Origin of the sequence: Cognatazoarcus halotolerans, assembly GCF_009800965.1 — a bacterium.
In the GTDB taxonomy this organism is placed as follows: Bacteria; Pseudomonadota; Gammaproteobacteria; order Burkholderiales; family Rhodocyclaceae; genus Cognatazoarcus; species Cognatazoarcus halotolerans.
The window spans coordinates 231,170-247,592 of sequence record NZ_WUAF01000006.1 but is presented as its reverse complement, the minus strand read 5'-3'; the positions used below and the strand labels follow the sequence as shown (position 1 = coordinate 247,592).

Genomic DNA, 16,423 nt, shown 5'->3' with positions numbered 1-16,423 from the left:
CGTTACACACATCGACCCCCGGACATCATTTCGATCGCCCAGCCCGGATGAATGCAATCGACGCCTCGCCTCCCGACCCGCTCGCCCTCTCGCTTCGCGTGCAGGCCAGGATTCTCTCGGCCAGGAGCCTTGACGAGGCCGCGGCGGCGATGGCCAGCGAGCTGTGCGCATCGCTCGGACTGCACAACGCCTATGTCGGCGTGGTCCGCGACGGCGCAGCGCGCCTGATCGCACAGGCCCACAGCGCCAGCACCCGCCATGACGAACTCGACGACCCCGCCGTCGCTGCCGCAATGGACGAAGCGATCGACCAGGCAACGACCATCGTGGCCCCGCTACCCGCAGCCGAAGAGACGCTGCATGTGAGCCATGCCCATCTCGCCCTGGCCCGCTCGACCGGTACGCGGGTGTGCACCGTACCCATGCCTGCCGACGAACGCATCGTCGGTGCGCTGCTGCTCGAAACCGATGCCGAACAGGGTTTTCCGACACCCACTCGCGAACTGCTGGAACACGTCGCCGTGCTGGCTGGGCCGGCCCTCGCACTGCATGAACGGGCGGGGATGCCCTTGCTGAAGCGCCTTCACGCCCGGTTCGTCACGGCGCCGGAACAGGGCAGCGGTTTCCGCCGTGCAGTTGCGATCGCCGCGAGCTGCGCGGTCCTCGCCGGGCTGCTGCTTCCGGTCGATCGCACGGTGAGCGCCGAGGCACGTATCGAGGGCGAAATGCAGCGCGCCCTGGTCGCTCCGGCCGATGGCTACATCGAGAAAGCCTTCGTGCGACCGGGCGACACGGTACGCGAGGGCGAGGTCCTGCTCCAACTGGCGGATCGCGATCTCAAGCTCGAACGTCGCCGCCTGGAAAGCGAGCTGGCCCAGTACCGCAACGCATTCGCGGCCGCGCAGAGCCAGGCCGACCGCAGCCAGATGGTGGTGTCCGACGCCCGCGCGGACGAAGCAAGTGCCCGCATCGCGCTGATCGACCATCAACTCGAACGCAGCCTGTTGCGCGCGCCGATGGACAGCGTCGTGCTCACCGGCGACCTCGACCAGGCACAGGGCAACCCGGTCGAACGCGGCGAGGTCCTGCTGGTCGTCGCCCCCCGGGCGCGCTACAGACTGATGATCGAAGTCGACGAACGCGATGTCGGTCTCCTCGCCGTCGGCGCTCATGGCAGGCTCGCGCTCGCCGCGCTGCCGGAACAACGCATCGACTTCGAACTGAGGCGAATCATGCCGGTCACCACCGAGCGCGACGGACGGCATTTCGTGGCGGTGGAAGCCGAGCTGCACGATGCCCCTGCGGCAGCGCAGCCCGGCATGCGTGGTTACGCCCGCATGGACGCCGGCAGTGGTTCGCTCCTCGGTCAGCTCACCCGTCGCGTGCGCGCGTGGATCGGCCTCGAGCTATGGACGAGGACCGGATTTTGAACGGCGAACTGTACAGCGACCGCTGGCATGAATTCGCGCACCTTCGCCCGGCGCTTCTCGGCAGCGTGGTCCATCGCCGCCAACGTTCGCGCGGTGTGGTCTGGCACATCCTTTCGGGTCCGGGGTCACGGCAGCAACTGCGTCTCAACGATGGCGCATGGCGACTGGTCGGCATGCTCGACGGCTCGCAGGAACTCGACCGGCTGTGGCACCGCCTGCTGGAGGGACACGGCAACACCACGCCGAGCCAGCCGGAAACACTGGAGTTGCTCGCCAGGCTCAGCGCGGCCGGATTCCTGCGTGCCAACGTCCTTCCCGATCTGCCGACGCGGATCGAGGAAACCCGCAGGATCGAACGCCGGCGCAAGATCGCCGCACTCAGCCCGCTGGCGATGCGCATCAAGCTCTTCAACCCCCAGCAACTGTTGAACCGCGTGATGCCATGGGCCGCCCCGCTGTTCACGCGCGCGGCGCTCGTGCTCTGGCTTTGCGCGATCATCGCCAGCGCACTCGTCGCGGCTAGCGAGTGGGAAGCGCTGGCCAATGCGATCGGCGCAGCGGCAGGCTCGCCCCGCTTCGTCATCATCGCGTGGGCGGTCTATCCCGTCATGAAGGGCCTTCACGAACTCGCACACGGACTCTGCATCCGCAAATGGGGCGGCACGGTGGGCAGCGCAGGTTTCACCTTGCTGGTGCTGATGCCCGTACCCTTCGTCGACGCAAGCGCGGCGAACACCTTCGATCGCCGTCACCGTGCCCTGGTGAGTGCCGCGGGCGTGATGACCGAGCTGGCGATCGCCGCGGCGGCGCTGTGGATCTGGCTGGCCGTCTCGCCCGGCATGCTGAGCGACGTCGCGCTGACGACCTTCTTCATCGGCGCGGTTTCGTCCCTGCTGTTCAACGGCAATCCGCTGCTGCGCTTCGACGGCTACTACGTGCTTGCCGATCTGCTCGACCTGCCCAACCTCGCCTCGCGCAGCCAGCGCTGGTGGCATGCACGCGTCGGCCGCCATCTGCTGCGCACGTCGATGCCGCTGCTCGAGGCCTCGCCGGGGGAAACGAAATGGCTGGTGCTCTATGCGCCCGCCTCATGGCTTTTCCAGATCCTGGTCGCCTACCGGGTGGTCGGCTGGATCGCGGGCTTTTCCCCGATCCTCGGACTGATCGCCGGCCTGTTCATGCTCGTCGCGGTGATTGCCCTGCCACTCAGGAACGCGGTCCACGCATGGCTTGCGCCCGATGCGGGGCGCATCCGTTCGCCCGCGAGGCGCAGGCTGTTCACCGGCATCGCAATCATGGCGCTCGCGTTGGTCGCGATACCGGTTCCGTCGGCGACAACGGTACCGGCCGTCACGGCGCTGCCCGAGCAATCGCGACTGACGGCGCAGAACGGCGGCTTCGTACGGACACTCAGGGCCCGTGACGGCGACCGGGTCACCAGCGGGCAGCTCATCGCCGAACTCGACGATCCCGCGCTCATTACCCAGGTGCGGGAAACCAGAAGCCGCCTCGCCGCACTCGAAACACGGCGTTTCGATGCCTTGCTGAACGACCCCCGCGCGCTGGGCGATCTCGCCCAGCAGATCGCCAGTACCGGTTCGGAACTCGCCGAACTCGAACAACGTGTTGCCGCGCTCGAATTGCGGGCGCAAACCGACGGCGAACTTGCCATCGCTCATCAGGACGATCTGCCGGGCAGCTATCTGCCGCGCGGCGGGACGCTCGGCCATGTACTGCGCACCGATGCACTGACGGTACATGCGATTGTCCCGCACGACGCCGCCGCCCGGGTACGCCTCGACAGCACCAGCGTCAGCGTGCGTCTCTCCAGCGCGGCGGATCGGAGCCTGCCTGCGCACGTACTGCGCGCCGCCGCGGGCGCCAGCCATGTGCTGCCCAGTCCCGCACTGGCGGAACGCTTCGGCGGCCCGCTCGAGACCCTGCCCCGGGATCCGGACGCAATCCGTACCGAAAAGGCGTTCTTCGAAGTCGAGGTAGGGCTCGACGACCCGGTACGGGCATGGATCGGCGAACGTGCACAGGTGCGCTTCGCCCATCCGGCCGAACCGCTCGCGTTGCAGTGGCTGCGCGAACTCCGGCAACTCTTCCTGCGATTCGACGGGAGCGCATGAGATGACGCTGCTGCAACTGCCGCTGCCGAATCGCACCCGGGCACTGGCGCCCGGCATCCGCTACGGGCGCTATCCCCAGTTGCGCGGCCACGATGCCCTGCCCGATCTCATCGAAGCCTCCCGCCGCCAGCTTCAGCGGCTGCTCGCCCCGGGCGCATCCGCTCACCTCGCGGCGGCCGAACGGATACGGGCGCGCATACGCGACATCGGCCAGGACGCTGAGCCCGCGGCCATGGGCCGGGCACTGCGGCGCCACGGACTCGATGCCGACCGACGCGAGCAGGCGCTGGCGCTGGCAGCCCGTGCAGCCAGCCACACCCTCGGCCTGACCGCCCACCCGGTGCAACTCGCTGCCGCCCATGCCTTGCTCTGCGGCGCGTTTGTCGAGCTGGCGACCGGCGAAGGCAAGACGCTGGCGATCGCCCTCGCCGCCGGCAGCGCAGCGCTCGCCGGCACACCGGTTCACGTGGTGACCGCAAACGACTACCTTGTACGGCGCGACGCGGCCGACATGTCGCCGCTATACAAGGCTCTCGGCCTTCGCACCGACAGCGTGTGCGAGGCCGATGGCCTGGGCCGGCGGCACGATGCGTACCGGGCCGACATCACCTACGTCACATCCCGCGAGCTGACATTCGATTACCTGCGCGACAGCGTGTTGATGCCCTTCGAGCCGGACCCGCTGACCGATGCGGTGCGTGGATTCACCGACCCCTCGCGCGCCGCTCGGCGGGCGCTGCAAGGCCTGTGCATGGCGATCGTCGACGAGGCTGACAGCGTGCTCATCGACGAGGCACGCCTGCCCCTGATCCTTGCCCGTCCGGATACCGCAAGCGTCGACACGCGCGCACTGACGGCAGCCCTCGCCTGCGCCCGCCGGCTGCAGCACGGGCTGCATTTCAGGCGGCAGGACGGCGATGAGCGAATCGACCTCACCGAAGCCGGACAAGCGGCTGCGGCAGCGCTCGACGGCGACCCCCGCCTGGCCGCGGCGCGCCTGCGCCAGGCACTGACCGCGCTGCACCTTTACCGGCGCGACCGTGACTACGTGGTCAAGGACAAGCAGGTCCGGATAGTCGATATCCACAGCGGACGCATTGCCGACAAGCGCGCATGGTCGCGCGAACTGCACCGCTTCATCGAACTCAAGGAAGGCTGTCCGCTCGGCACCGAGAACCGTACCGCGGCACAGATCACCTACCAGCGTTTCTTCCCGCGCTATCTGCATCTGTGCGGCGTGAGCGGCACTCTGCGCGAATGTGCCGCCGAACTCGCCGCGGTGTATGGCCGCAGCACGGTCACGCTGCCGACCCACCAGCCACTGTGCCGCATTCATTCAGGCGCGCGCGTGTTCGTCAGCCGCGACGAAATGTGGGACGCCTGCGTCGCGCGCGCGACGACGCTCGCCGACACCGGCCGCGCGGTGCTGATCGGTACCGACTCGATCCGGGATTCGCGGGCGCTGTCGGCGCACTTCGCTGCGCAGGGGGCCGCACATCAGGTCCTCGACGCGCTGCAGGACGCCGACGAAGCCGCGGTCGTCGCCGCCGCGGGGCAATCCGCCCGCATCACGATCTCCACCCGCATGGCCGGACGCGGCACCGACATCCGGCTCGGCGGAGCGGTGCGCGAAGCGGGTGGCCTGCACGTCATCAACTGCCAGCACAACAGCACCGCCCGCACCGACCGGCAACTCCTTGGCCGCTGCGCCCGCCAGGGTGATCCCGGCAGCGCTGAAGATTTCCGCGCGCTCGACGCGGACGGAATCGATGCCTGGCTGCCGCCGAAGCTGATTCGCCTGCTCCGCGTCGCGCTCAGACGCCTTCCGGACTGGCTGCCAGCCGCCCTGTTGCGGCTCGCCCAAACCCGACACTCGATCCACGACCGCCGGCTCCGCGCCACGATGCTGCGTACCGAACAGGACCAGCACCGTCGCAGTGCCTTCCGGGGCCCCGGACTCTAGACCATGAAAACCATCGACATCGTCACCTTCGCCCTTCTTGCCGGTTGCAGCCTCGCACTGGGTGCCGCCCCTCCTGGCGAGCCCCTGGGCTGCCTGATCGAAGCCGACCAGGTCGCCGACGTCGGCAGCCCGGTGACCGGCATCATTGCCTCGATCAACGTCGAGCGCGGCGATACGGTGCGCCGCGGCCAGGTAGTCGCGACGCTGCGCGACCTGGTAGAGCGCGCGCAGATCGGCGTGGCGCGCAGCCGCATGGAAATCGAGGCCGAGATCCAGAGCGCCGTCGCCAGTCTCGATCTCGCCCAGGATCGCTACCGTCGCGCCAGCGACCTCCACGCACGCAACTTCGTGTCGGTCCAGGCGGTCGAGCAGGCCAGTGCGGAACTTCGCATCGCCAGACAGAAGCTGCAGCAGGCGCGCGATCTGCAGAAGGTCTCGCAACGCGAGCTGGAACTTGCCGAGGCCCGCCTGGGTGATCGCGTGCTGCGCAGCCCCTTCGACGGTGTGGTGACCGACCGCTACCTGTCGGTCGGCGAACGCATCGAGGAACGACCGCTGCTGCGCATCGCCAAGCTGAACCCGCTGCGCGTCGAGGTCGTGCTGCCGAACACCCTGTACGGCAGCGTCACCAGCGGCATGAACGCCGAGATTGTTCCGGATCTGCCCGGCCTCTCGCGCCTCGACGCGCGGGTCACCCGCGTCGACCGGGTCCTCGATGCGGCGAGCAATACCTTCCGCGCGCGTCTCGAACTGCCGAACCCCGACTATGCCATTCCCGCCGGCCTGCGCTGCAAGGCGCAGTTCGAGCAGCCTGGCCAGGCGACCGCGGAACCCGCCAAGGCGGCGCCCCGCGCGAAGGCCACCGAACGGCTACCGGCCCTCATTCTCGATACCAGCCTGTCGCCCTTGAAGCCGCGCGACATGCGGCCCGCCTCCGCGCGCAAGGAGATGTAGGCCCGTCATCCGATGCTGAGACTTCTCTCCCGCCTGCTCGGGCCAACGTCCCGGCCCACACCGACGCTGCCGCCGCGCCCGCTGGCCGAGCAGATGGAACCGCGCCTGCTCTATTCGGCCGACCTGATGCCGGTCGACAGCGACGCCGCTGCGGGGATGCCGGCCGCCGAGATCCGCAGCCTCAACATCGATACCGGCGCCTGGCTCGGTCCCTCGGCGACGCAGCGGGGCGGGGCCGAACTCCTGTTCGTCGACGCCGGCGTGGCAAACGCCGACGCCCTGACCGCGGAACTGAGCGCAGAGCGGCCGGGCCTGGAAGTGATACGCCTCGATGACAACAAGGACGGCATCGAACAGATCGGCGAGGCGCTTGCCGGCCGCTCGGACGTTGCCGCGGTCCACCTCATCTCGCACGGCGCGGCTGGGGTGTTGCAGTTGGGAAGCGACACCCTGAACCAAGCGGGACTCGAAGCCCGCGAAGAAAACCTGACCGGCTGGCGCCAGGCGCTCGCCGCGGATGCGGACATCCTGCTTTACGGCTGCGACCTTGCCAGCGACACCGACGGCCTCGCCTTCATCGCCACGCTGGCACGGCTCACCGGTGCAGACGTGGCCGCAAGCAGCGATCGCACCGGCTCGCTGTCCGGTGCCAACTGGGTGCTTGAAGCGCACAGCGGCGAGATCGAGACGAGTACGCTGTCCAGCCGCAACTGGCAGGGCAGTCTGGCACTTACCGCCGTGAGCGGCGACATCAAGGTCAACTCGGTCTCGTCTTTCGAGCAAGCCGCGCCCAAGGTCGCCATGCTCGACAACGGCAACTGGATGAGCGTCTGGGCCGCGGACAACGTCATCCTCGTCGGCCAGATGATTGGCGCGAGAACCTTCAATGCCGCCGGCACCGGACTCAGCCCGGATCTGGCGGTCGACATGTCGGGCACCTCGATCACGCCGGATATTTCAACCGACGGCACAAGCCGCTTCGTCGTCACCTGGGTCAGCTCGCAGAACGGCAATCAGGACATCTACGCCCGCCTCTTCAATGCCTCGGGCAGTCCGCTCGGCGCGGCATTCATGGTCACCAACGGGGATGCGGCGGCAAGCGCCGGTGACCAGCAGGATCCCAACGTCGCGATGAACGCTTCGGGAGATTTCGTCGTCACCTGGAGCGGCAAAGGCAGCGACGACAGCGACGGTATCTACGCGCGCCGCTTCGACGGCAGCGGCACGGCGCTGGGCAGCGTCTTCACGGTCAACGCCGATACCACCGGAAAACAGGTGAGCCCGGACGTCGCGATCAATGATGAGGGCAGGTTCGTCATCACCTGGGTGGACGAAGGCCAGGGCAAGGCCGTTCTGGTGCGCACGTTCGACGCGTCAGGCGCGGCCGGCGGTGTCATTACGGTCGAGCCCGACGTCGCGGATCCCGCGGTCGCGATGGATTCAAGCGGCGCGTTTTCCTTGGTCTGGGCCGAGAACGGTGTCGATTCCGACAAACACGCAATCGTCCTGCAGAGCTTCGATGCCGACGGCACCCCCGTGGGCGCCCGCATTCAGGTCAATACCACCGAGGCGGACCAGCAGGAACGCCCGGCCATCGCGATGACATCACAGGGCGACATGGTGATCACCTGGGAGTCCAACAAACAGGACGGAGACGACGTAACGACCGTTCTGCGGACCTTCACCGCCGGGGCCGCGGTTGCGGGCGACGAGATCATTGCCAATACCTATACCGTCGGCGCCCAGGAGACACCCGACATCGCGCTCAATGATGCGGGACAACTGGTCGTGGTGTGGAGTGGCGAACGGGCGAGCGGATCAGGCTCGGATCTCGGCGGAAAGACCTTCAGCTGGCCGGAGGCCATCGTGCCGGTCGCCAACACCGCCCCGGTGCTCGATAACAGCTCGGCGGTAGTGCTTGGCACAATCGACGAGGACGCCCCCGCGCCCGTCGGCGCGACGGGCTGGCTGATCTCAGAGATCGTGAGCTTCGCCGGCTCGGGTAGCGGCCCGCAGAACGTCAAGGACGCCGACGCCGGCGCGCTCACCGGAATCGCCCTCGTCGCGGCAAACGCGGACAGTGGGCGGTGGCATTTCAGCGTCGATGGCGGAACAAGCTGGACGCTGCTCGACGCATCGATGCTGTCATCCGGCAACGCGCTGTTGCTGGCTGCAAATGGTCAGACCCGCCTGCATTACACACCCGACGCCAACACCAACGGCACCCTCACCCCAGCCCTGCGTTTTCGTGCCTGGGAGCACTTCAGCGGGAGCAACGGCAGCTTCGCCGACACCACCGTCAACGGAGGTGTCACGGCCTTCAGCACGGCGATCGGCACTGCCTCGCTCACCGTCCGGTCGATCAACGACCTGCCCACCATCACCACCAACCGACTCGTCATCCAGGAAGGCGGCACCGTAACGCTCGACAGTTCGATGCTCAGTGCCAGCGATGTCGAGACACCTGCGGCGAACCTGCTCTACTCGGTGGCGACGAGCAGCGACGGTTTCTTCGCCACAAGCACGTCGCCCACGACGCCGATCGGCAGTTTCACCCAAGCCGACGTCAATGCGGGGCGCATCATCTTCACCCACGACGGTAGCGAAGCGGCACCGGCCTACAGGCTCACCGTGACCGACTCGGACGACGGCACCTCACCGCCGCCGGACGCGCTGATCATCTACACCCCGGTAAACGATGCACCGTCGGTCGATGGTCCCGGCGCGGACATCAACGTGTTACGCGGCAACGGCCCCCCTGTCGGCGCAGTCGGCGCCAACGTCGCGAGCCTCGTCAGCCTGAGCGGATCGGGCAGCGGGGCGCAAAACATCAGCGATCCCGATACCGGCGCACTCGCAGGCATGGCCGTCGTGATGGCCGACACCACGAACGGGATCTGGCACTACAGCACCGACGGCGGCGTCACCTGGTCCCCACTCGGCGCCGTGAGCAGCGCCAGTGCGCGGCTGCTCGCCGCCGACGGTAATACCCGGCTCTACTTCGAGCACACCTCGGCAACCACCGGCTCGTTCGGAAATGCCCTGGAATTCCGGGCCTGGGATCGCAGCAGCGGTGCCAACGGCAGCCTTGCCGATCCCTCGGGCGGTGGCGGCAGCAGCGCGTTCAGCAGCAACAGCGGTTACCTGCAACTCAATGTGATCGATGTAAACCTGGCGCCGGTACTCGTACCGGTCGGGCCGATCGCCATCTCCGTGCTGGAAGGTGCACCGGCCCCGGTGAATGGCAGCGCCGACGGCCTCCCGATTTCGTCGCTGGTCAGCCCGATCGGCTCGGGCAATGGCCCCCGGAACGTGAGCGATGCGAACGGCGACCTCGTCGGCATTGCGCTGTACGACGCCACCCGAACCAACGGTACCTGGTGGTACAGCATCAACGGCGGCAACAGCTGGACCACCATCGGCGCCCTGGGGCCGACCGGCGCCCTGTTGCTCGCCAATGACGGTCTGACCCGCCTCTACTATCAGCCGACCGCTGCCGACACCGCGAGCAGCGATCTCGACACCCTGGGCTTTCGCGCCTGGGACGGCAGCACCGGCGTCAACGGCGGTATTGCAGACGTCACGGCAAACGGCGCGAACACAGCCTTCAGTACCGGCGTCGAAACAGCTTCCTTGAGCATCGTCCCGGTCAATGACCTTCCGGTGGTGGTGCAAGGCACGCCCCTGGCGGTCACCGAGGGGCAGATCAGCGTCGTATCGGCAGCAAACCTTTCGGCCTCCGATGTCGAAACCCCGGCCTCGGGACTGATCTATTCGATCCGGACGGTCAGCGGCGGAATTTTCGCGCTCGCCAGCGCCCCGGGAACGGCGATTGCCGGCTTCACGCAGGCGGATATCGACGCGGGGATCGTACGTTTCGAGCACGACGGCAGCGAAACGATTCCAGCATATATCTTCTCGCTGTCCGACGGCACCGCAACGACCGGCCCGTTTACCGGCTCGCTGAGCTTTACCCGGGTCAATGACGCGCCGGCGTTCGTCGCCACGGACAGCCCGATCTATTCGCTCGACGAAGACGCCGGCACACCGTTCGGCGCGACCGGCATCCCGGTGCAGGAGATGGTCAGCCTGGTCGGTTCGGGGAGCGGCCCGCAGAACGTGAGCGACCCCGACGCCGCAGGCCTGTCCGGCATCGCCATCGTCGACGCCGACACAAGCAACGGCCGCTGGTACTACACACTCGACTTCGGCCTGAGCTGGACCCCGCTTGCCGCCGCATCGCCGACCAACGCCACCCTGCTGGCGGCCTCGAACGGCGTCCGGCTGGCCTTTCGGCCCGGCGCCGACTACAACGGCACCACCCCCGGCGCCCTGAGCTTCGTCGCCTGGGACCGGACCGTCGGCAGCAGCGGCGGTACCGCAAACACGACTGTCGGCAGCGCCTTCAGCGTGGACAGCCATGCGCTCACGCTCACCGTCCGACCGGTAAACGACCCCCCGTTCGCTACACCGGTCACGCTCGGCAGCATAGCGGAGGACACACCACTGACGATTACCCAAAGCATGCTCACCGCAGGCAGCGGCGACATCGACGGTGACGCTCTTGCAGCGATCAATCTGTTGCTCACAAGCGGCGACGGAACGCTCGTCGACAATGCCGACGGCTCATGGACCTTCACGCCCGCCGCAAACTGGAACGGCAGCGCGGGATTCGCCTACGAACTCGACGACGGCACCGCCACGATCACGAATAACGCCATGCTGATCGTCGCCGCGGTCAACGACCCACCATCCATTACCACGAACACGCTCGTGATCAGCGAAGGGCAGCGCGTGGTCCTCGACCGCTCGATGATCTCTGCCAGCGATGCGGAGAGCACCGCGACCGCCCTCACCTACAGCGTCTCCGGTCTCGGTGGCGGCAGCTTCGCCCTGGCCGATGCGCCGACGGTCCCGATCTCCACATTTACCCAGGCGCAGATCGACAGCGGCAGCGTCGTGTTCACTCATGACGGTAGCGAAGCCGCGCCGACCTACACCCTGACCGTCAGCGATGGCACCGGTGCGGCCTCGCCCGCCTCCACCGCCACTATCGCCTTCACCAACACGAACGACCCCCCTTCCGTTGGCCCCATCGATCTCGGCAGCATCCTCGAAGACGGCAGCCGGCGCATCACCCAGGCCGACCTCTTGGCCGGCGCGACCGACGCCGACGCCGACGCCCTCGTCGCGCGCGACCTGACCCTCCTCGGCGGCACCGGCAGCCTGATCGACAATGGCGACACCACCTGGACCTTCGCACCGTCCGCAAACTGGAACGGCAACGCGCACTTCGGTTTCACGGTCAGCGACGGCAGCCTTGCCGTGGCCAACACCGCAAGCCTGATCGTCACGCCGCTCAACGACCCACCCGAGGTGAGCGGCATCGATCTCGGCAGCATCCTCGAGGACGGCAGCCGGCACATCACCCAGACCGACCTCTTGGCCGGCGCGACCGATGCTGACGCCGACACCCTCGTCGCGCGCAACCTGACCCTGCTCGGCGGCACCGGTAGCCTGATCGACAATGGCGACGGCACCTGGACCTTCACACCGGCCGCCAACTGGAACGGCAGCGTGCGCTTCGGCTTCTCGGTCAGTGACGGCACGGCGATGATCGACGGCGCCGCTTTACTGAACGTAGAACCGGTCAACGATGCGCCGTTCATCCTGAGCAACCGCCTGACCGTCATCGAGGGTCAAACAGTCACCCTTGACACGACCGGTCTCGATGGTCGGGACATCGACAACGCCGACGCTTCGCTCGACTACTCGGTGATCAGCGTCACCGGCGGCTACTTCGCCCTGGCCGACGCACCCGGAACGCCGATCGTCCGCTTCAGCCAGACGGCGCTTGCCGCAGGTACGGTGCGATTCGTGCACGATGCAAGCGAGATGGCGCCTAGCTTCACACTGACACTCTCCGATGGCGAACTCGACAGCGCCCCCTCGGCCGCGGTGCTTGCATTCACGCCGGTCAACGACGCGCCGAGCATCGATGCCCCTGGCACCCAGGTAATCCCCGCGGGAAGCGGTTTCGGGCCGCTCGATCTGCACCTCGGCGACGAGGAAAGCGCCCCCGCGGACCTTGTGGTACGCGCGTACTCGACCAACCAGGCCGTGCTCCCCGACAGCGCCATAAGACTCTCCGGAAGCGGCGCGATCCGCAGCCTCAGCGTGACCGGTGGCTACGGCGGCATGCCCGGCGTCGCCCGGATCGTCATCGAGGTCAGCGATGGCGACAAGACCACCACTGCGAGTCTCGATGTATACGCGAGCAGTGTCTCTGCCGTTCCGACACCGGTAAACGCATCGACCGCCGAACCCCCACAGGAGGAGGTCTCTTCGCCGCCTCCCGCCGAGCCCGAGGCAGAGATTGCGGTCACCGCCACGCCGAGCGCACCCGACCACGCTTCCGGCAACGGAGACACCCTGGCCGAAGCGCTGCTGATCGGCGAGCCGACCGCCCCGATCCAGTCGCTGCCCGAGCGCACCGGCGACGACGTCGCAGTGATCGCCATCGATCGGGTCGTGGTGGCACCGATCCGACTCGGCACCCCGGAAATCCTCGGCTTGCTTTATGCACCTGCAGAAGCCGCGGAACCGGCGATCACCGACGGCCCGGGAAGTCGGGAACAGCGGGAAACACGCCTCGAGCAAGCCTTTTCCGAGCTGAGAAACTCCGCTGAGGGCGAGGCCCGGGGAGAACGGCAGGAAGTGGCGGTGGCGATCGCAACCGGCACCGGGCTGACGATCGGCTACGTCGCCTGGCTGATCCGCGGCGGAGTACTGGTCAGCAGTCTGCTCACCAGCATGCCGGCCTGGCGCCTGCTCGATCCCCTGCCCATTCTCGGCAACATTCGGGCGGATGACTCGGACGACGACGATTCGCTCGAATCGATGGTCGACTCGGCCGGCTCACAAACGCCGGCACCCGCGACCACGTCCCCGACATCTCCGGACGCAACGGACAACGCTTCACCGGAGGGCGGGCGCTGATGGGCAAACTCAGCGCCAAGGCGCACATCTCCCTCGGCCTGGCTTTCCTGGTGGTCAGCATACTGCTCGTTGCAGCCTTCCTAGGGCTGATCCCCGACAAGACCTCCGCAGTACGTAACGGCCGGGTGATGCTGGCCGAATCGATCGCAGCCAGTTCGGCCGAAATCGCCTCGCGCGGAGAGTTGCAATGGCTGGCGCCGGCATTGCGGCTGCTGGTCAAACGGAACGACGACATTCTCTCGGCGGCCTTGCGCGCGAGCAATGGCGAGATCGCCGTGGAGGTCGGCCCGCACGCGCGCAACTGGACCCTGACCGGCAGGGATATCTCGACCGATGAACAGATACAGGTTCCCATTCTTGCCGGCGAGAAGACCTGGGGCCAACTCGAACTGCGCTTTCGCCCGATCAACGAAACCGGGCTGGTTGCGATCGGCGACAACCCGCTGGTCAAGCTTGTGCTGTTCGTCTTCGTCAGTTCGCTGGCGGCGTTCTATTTCTACCTGCGCAAGGTCCTGCGTCATCTCGATCCGTCCGGGGCGGTACCCAGCCGGGTCCGCAACGCCCTCGACACCCTCACCGAGGGCCTGCTCGTGCTCGACCGCAGGCAGACCGTGGTTCTTGCCAACCGGGCATTTGCCGAATTCGTCGGTGAAAGTTCTGCCTCTCTGGTAGGCATGCGCGCCACCGCCCTTCCATGGGCCTCGCCCGAAGGCACCGCGCTCGGAGTGGATCAGCTGCCGTGGACGCGCGCGCTGCGCGACGGTGAAGCGCAGGTGAATCACACACTGCACATGCTTGATACCGGCAGGAACCTTCGCACCTTCCAGATCAACTGTGCGCCGGTACTCGGCGGCGACGGCAAGCCCGGCGGTGTGCTGGTGAGCGTGGACGACATCACCGAAATCGAGGAAAACAGCATCGAACTGGAGAAGGCGAAAAATGCCGCCGATGCCGCGAACCGTGCGAAGAGCGACTTCCTCGCCAACATGAGCCACGAAATCCGCACCCCGATGAACGCCATTCTCGGTTTCACCGAATTGCTGCGCAGGGGCTATACCCGCGGAGATCGCAACGCCGGACACCACCTCGACACCATCCACGCCAGCGGCACCCACCTGCTCGCACTGATCAATGACATCCTCGATCTCTCCAAGGTCGAATCGGGGCAGCTCGAAGTCGAGTTGCTGCCCATGTCGCCGTTTGAACTGGCGCACCAGGTGGTCCGCACGATGAGCGTGAAGGCCGAAGAAAAGGGTCTCGAACTGACGCTCGCGGTCGACGGCTTGCTCCCCGAAAGCGTGATCACCGATGCGCCGCGGGTTCGCCAGATCCTGACCAACCTGATCGGTAACGCAATCAAATTCACCGAACGCGGTGGTGTATCGGTGAGACTTTCGCTCCGCCCCGAGGGCGATTCCGCATTGCTTTGCCTCGATGTGCGGGACAGCGGAATCGGTATTCCGGCTGACAAGGTCGCGAGTGTTTTCGAACCTTTCGTGCAGGCCGACAGCAGCGTCAACCGGCGCTTCGGCGGCACCGGTCTGGGGCTCGCGATCAGCCGCAGATTCGCTCGCGCACTTGGCGGCGACATCGTTGCAACCAGCACACCGGGACAGGGGAGCACATTTCACGCCACGATCGCGACCGGCGCACTCGAAGGCGTCCGCATGCTCGACGAAGCCGCGCTGGCCGCTTCGATCGCACAGGAGAGCGCGATCGAAGCACCACGCTGGGTTCTGCCGACCGCCGCCCGAATCCTGGTAGTCGACGACGGCCCGGAAAACCGCGAACTGGTGGCCACCGTGCTCGGTGAATTCGGGCTCTCGCCACACGAGGCGGAGAATGGCCAGGTTGCGATCGACATGGCACGCGAAAACGCCTATGACCTGATTCTGATGGACATGCAGATGCCGGTGATGGACGGTTTCACCGCTACCCGCGCCCTCCGGCAGGCAGGCCTCAGCACGCCGATCGTGGCACTCACTGCCAACGCGATGCGCGGTTTCGAACAGGAAGTGATCGCCGCCGGCTGTACCGCGTACCTCACCAAACCGGTAGACATCGATGCCCTGCTGGCGACCATTGCGCACATCGTCGGTGGCCACCAGGAAAGCGGAACCGCACCGCGCGCCCGATCCGGCCACGCACCGCAAGCGACCGACAGCCTCGCTCCGATCCATTCGCGACTCGCGGGCAAGGAACGCATGCACGGCGTGATCGGGCGCTTCGTCGAACGCATGGGCACGCAACTGCCATTGCTCCAGGCAGCGCAGGCGGAAGGCCGGCACGAAGATCTTGCCGCGCTCGCCCACTGGCTCAAGGGTGCCGGCGGTACGGTCGGATTCGATGACTTCACCGAACCGGCCGCCGAGCTTGAAGAAGCGGCACGCGGCGCCGACAGCGACGCCTGCGCCCGACACGTCCGCACCATCGAACGTCTCGCACGACGGATTACCGCGCCCTCGCACCCCTCGGCATCGCCGCCGCCCGGCCCGCAACCAAGGATCCCGCCGGCAGAAGCCCTGCCCGTGCCGACGACCGGGCCGCTGCGCTCACGACTCGAGGACAACCCGCGGCTGCACCGGGTAATCACCAATTTTGTGCACCGCATGCGAACGCAGATGCCGCTCATCGAGGCGGCACTGATGGAACGGGATCTTGCCGCGCTGTCGAATCTCGCCCATTGGCTCAAGGGCGCCGCCGGAACGGTCGGATTCGATGCATTCACGGAGCCTGCTGCCGATCTCGAAAACGCGGCCGGCGCAAACGACGCCGGACGCTGCGCATCACGCGTTGCGGAGATCGCGGAACTGACTCGGCGCATGGCCGTGCCACAGGAAGCGCCGTCCCCCGCGACCGATACCGAGTCAGCCGCTAGTCGGCCTTTGGCACCATGACACTCAAGTTTCACGCGGTGAAGCCGCTATTACGAGAGATGGATATTT

6 protein-coding genes are annotated in these 16,423 nt (G+C 67.0%); all 6 read left to right on the top strand.

Features of this window, described 5'->3' with window-relative positions:
- Positions 1-47: 47 nt before the first annotated feature.
- From GQB03_RS10300 to GQB03_RS10275, 6 genes are read left to right on the top strand one after another with little or no spacing between them, the layout of a single operon-like run.
- Positions 48-1,430, top strand: a complete 1,383-nt coding sequence (locus GQB03_RS10300; protein WP_159688423.1) for an HlyD family efflux transporter periplasmic adaptor subunit — start codon at positions 48-50, stop codon at positions 1,428-1,430.
- Positions 1,427-3,562: a biotin/lipoyl-binding protein gene (locus tag GQB03_RS10295; protein WP_159688420.1), complete on the top strand. Its 2,136-nt coding sequence runs from the start codon at positions 1,427-1,429 to the stop codon at positions 3,560-3,562. The genes GQB03_RS10300 and GQB03_RS10295 overlap by 4 nt, the downstream gene beginning before the upstream one ends.
- 1 nt (position 3,563) lies before the next feature.
- Positions 3,564-5,525 carry a preprotein translocase subunit SecA gene (locus GQB03_RS10290; protein ID WP_159688418.1) on the top strand — a complete coding sequence of 654 codons (1,962 nt, stop codon included), beginning with the start codon at positions 3,564-3,566 and terminating at the stop codon, positions 5,523-5,525.
- 3 nt (positions 5,526-5,528) lie between these two features.
- A complete protein-coding gene (locus GQB03_RS10285; protein ID WP_159688415.1) occupies positions 5,529-6,479 on the top strand; it encodes an efflux RND transporter periplasmic adaptor subunit in 951 nt (316 codons plus the stop codon).
- Between the two features lie 12 nt (positions 6,480-6,491).
- A complete protein-coding gene (locus GQB03_RS10280) occupies positions 6,492-13,478 on the top strand; it encodes a tandem-95 repeat protein (RefSeq protein WP_159688412.1) in 6,987 nt (2,328 codons plus the stop codon).
- Positions 13,478-16,375: a hybrid sensor histidine kinase/response regulator gene (locus tag GQB03_RS10275; protein ID WP_159688409.1), complete on the top strand. Its 2,898-nt coding sequence runs from the start codon at positions 13,478-13,480 to the stop codon at positions 16,373-16,375. Before GQB03_RS10280 ends, GQB03_RS10275 begins: the two co-directional genes overlap by 1 nt.
- Positions 16,376-16,423: the final 48 nt, after the last annotated feature.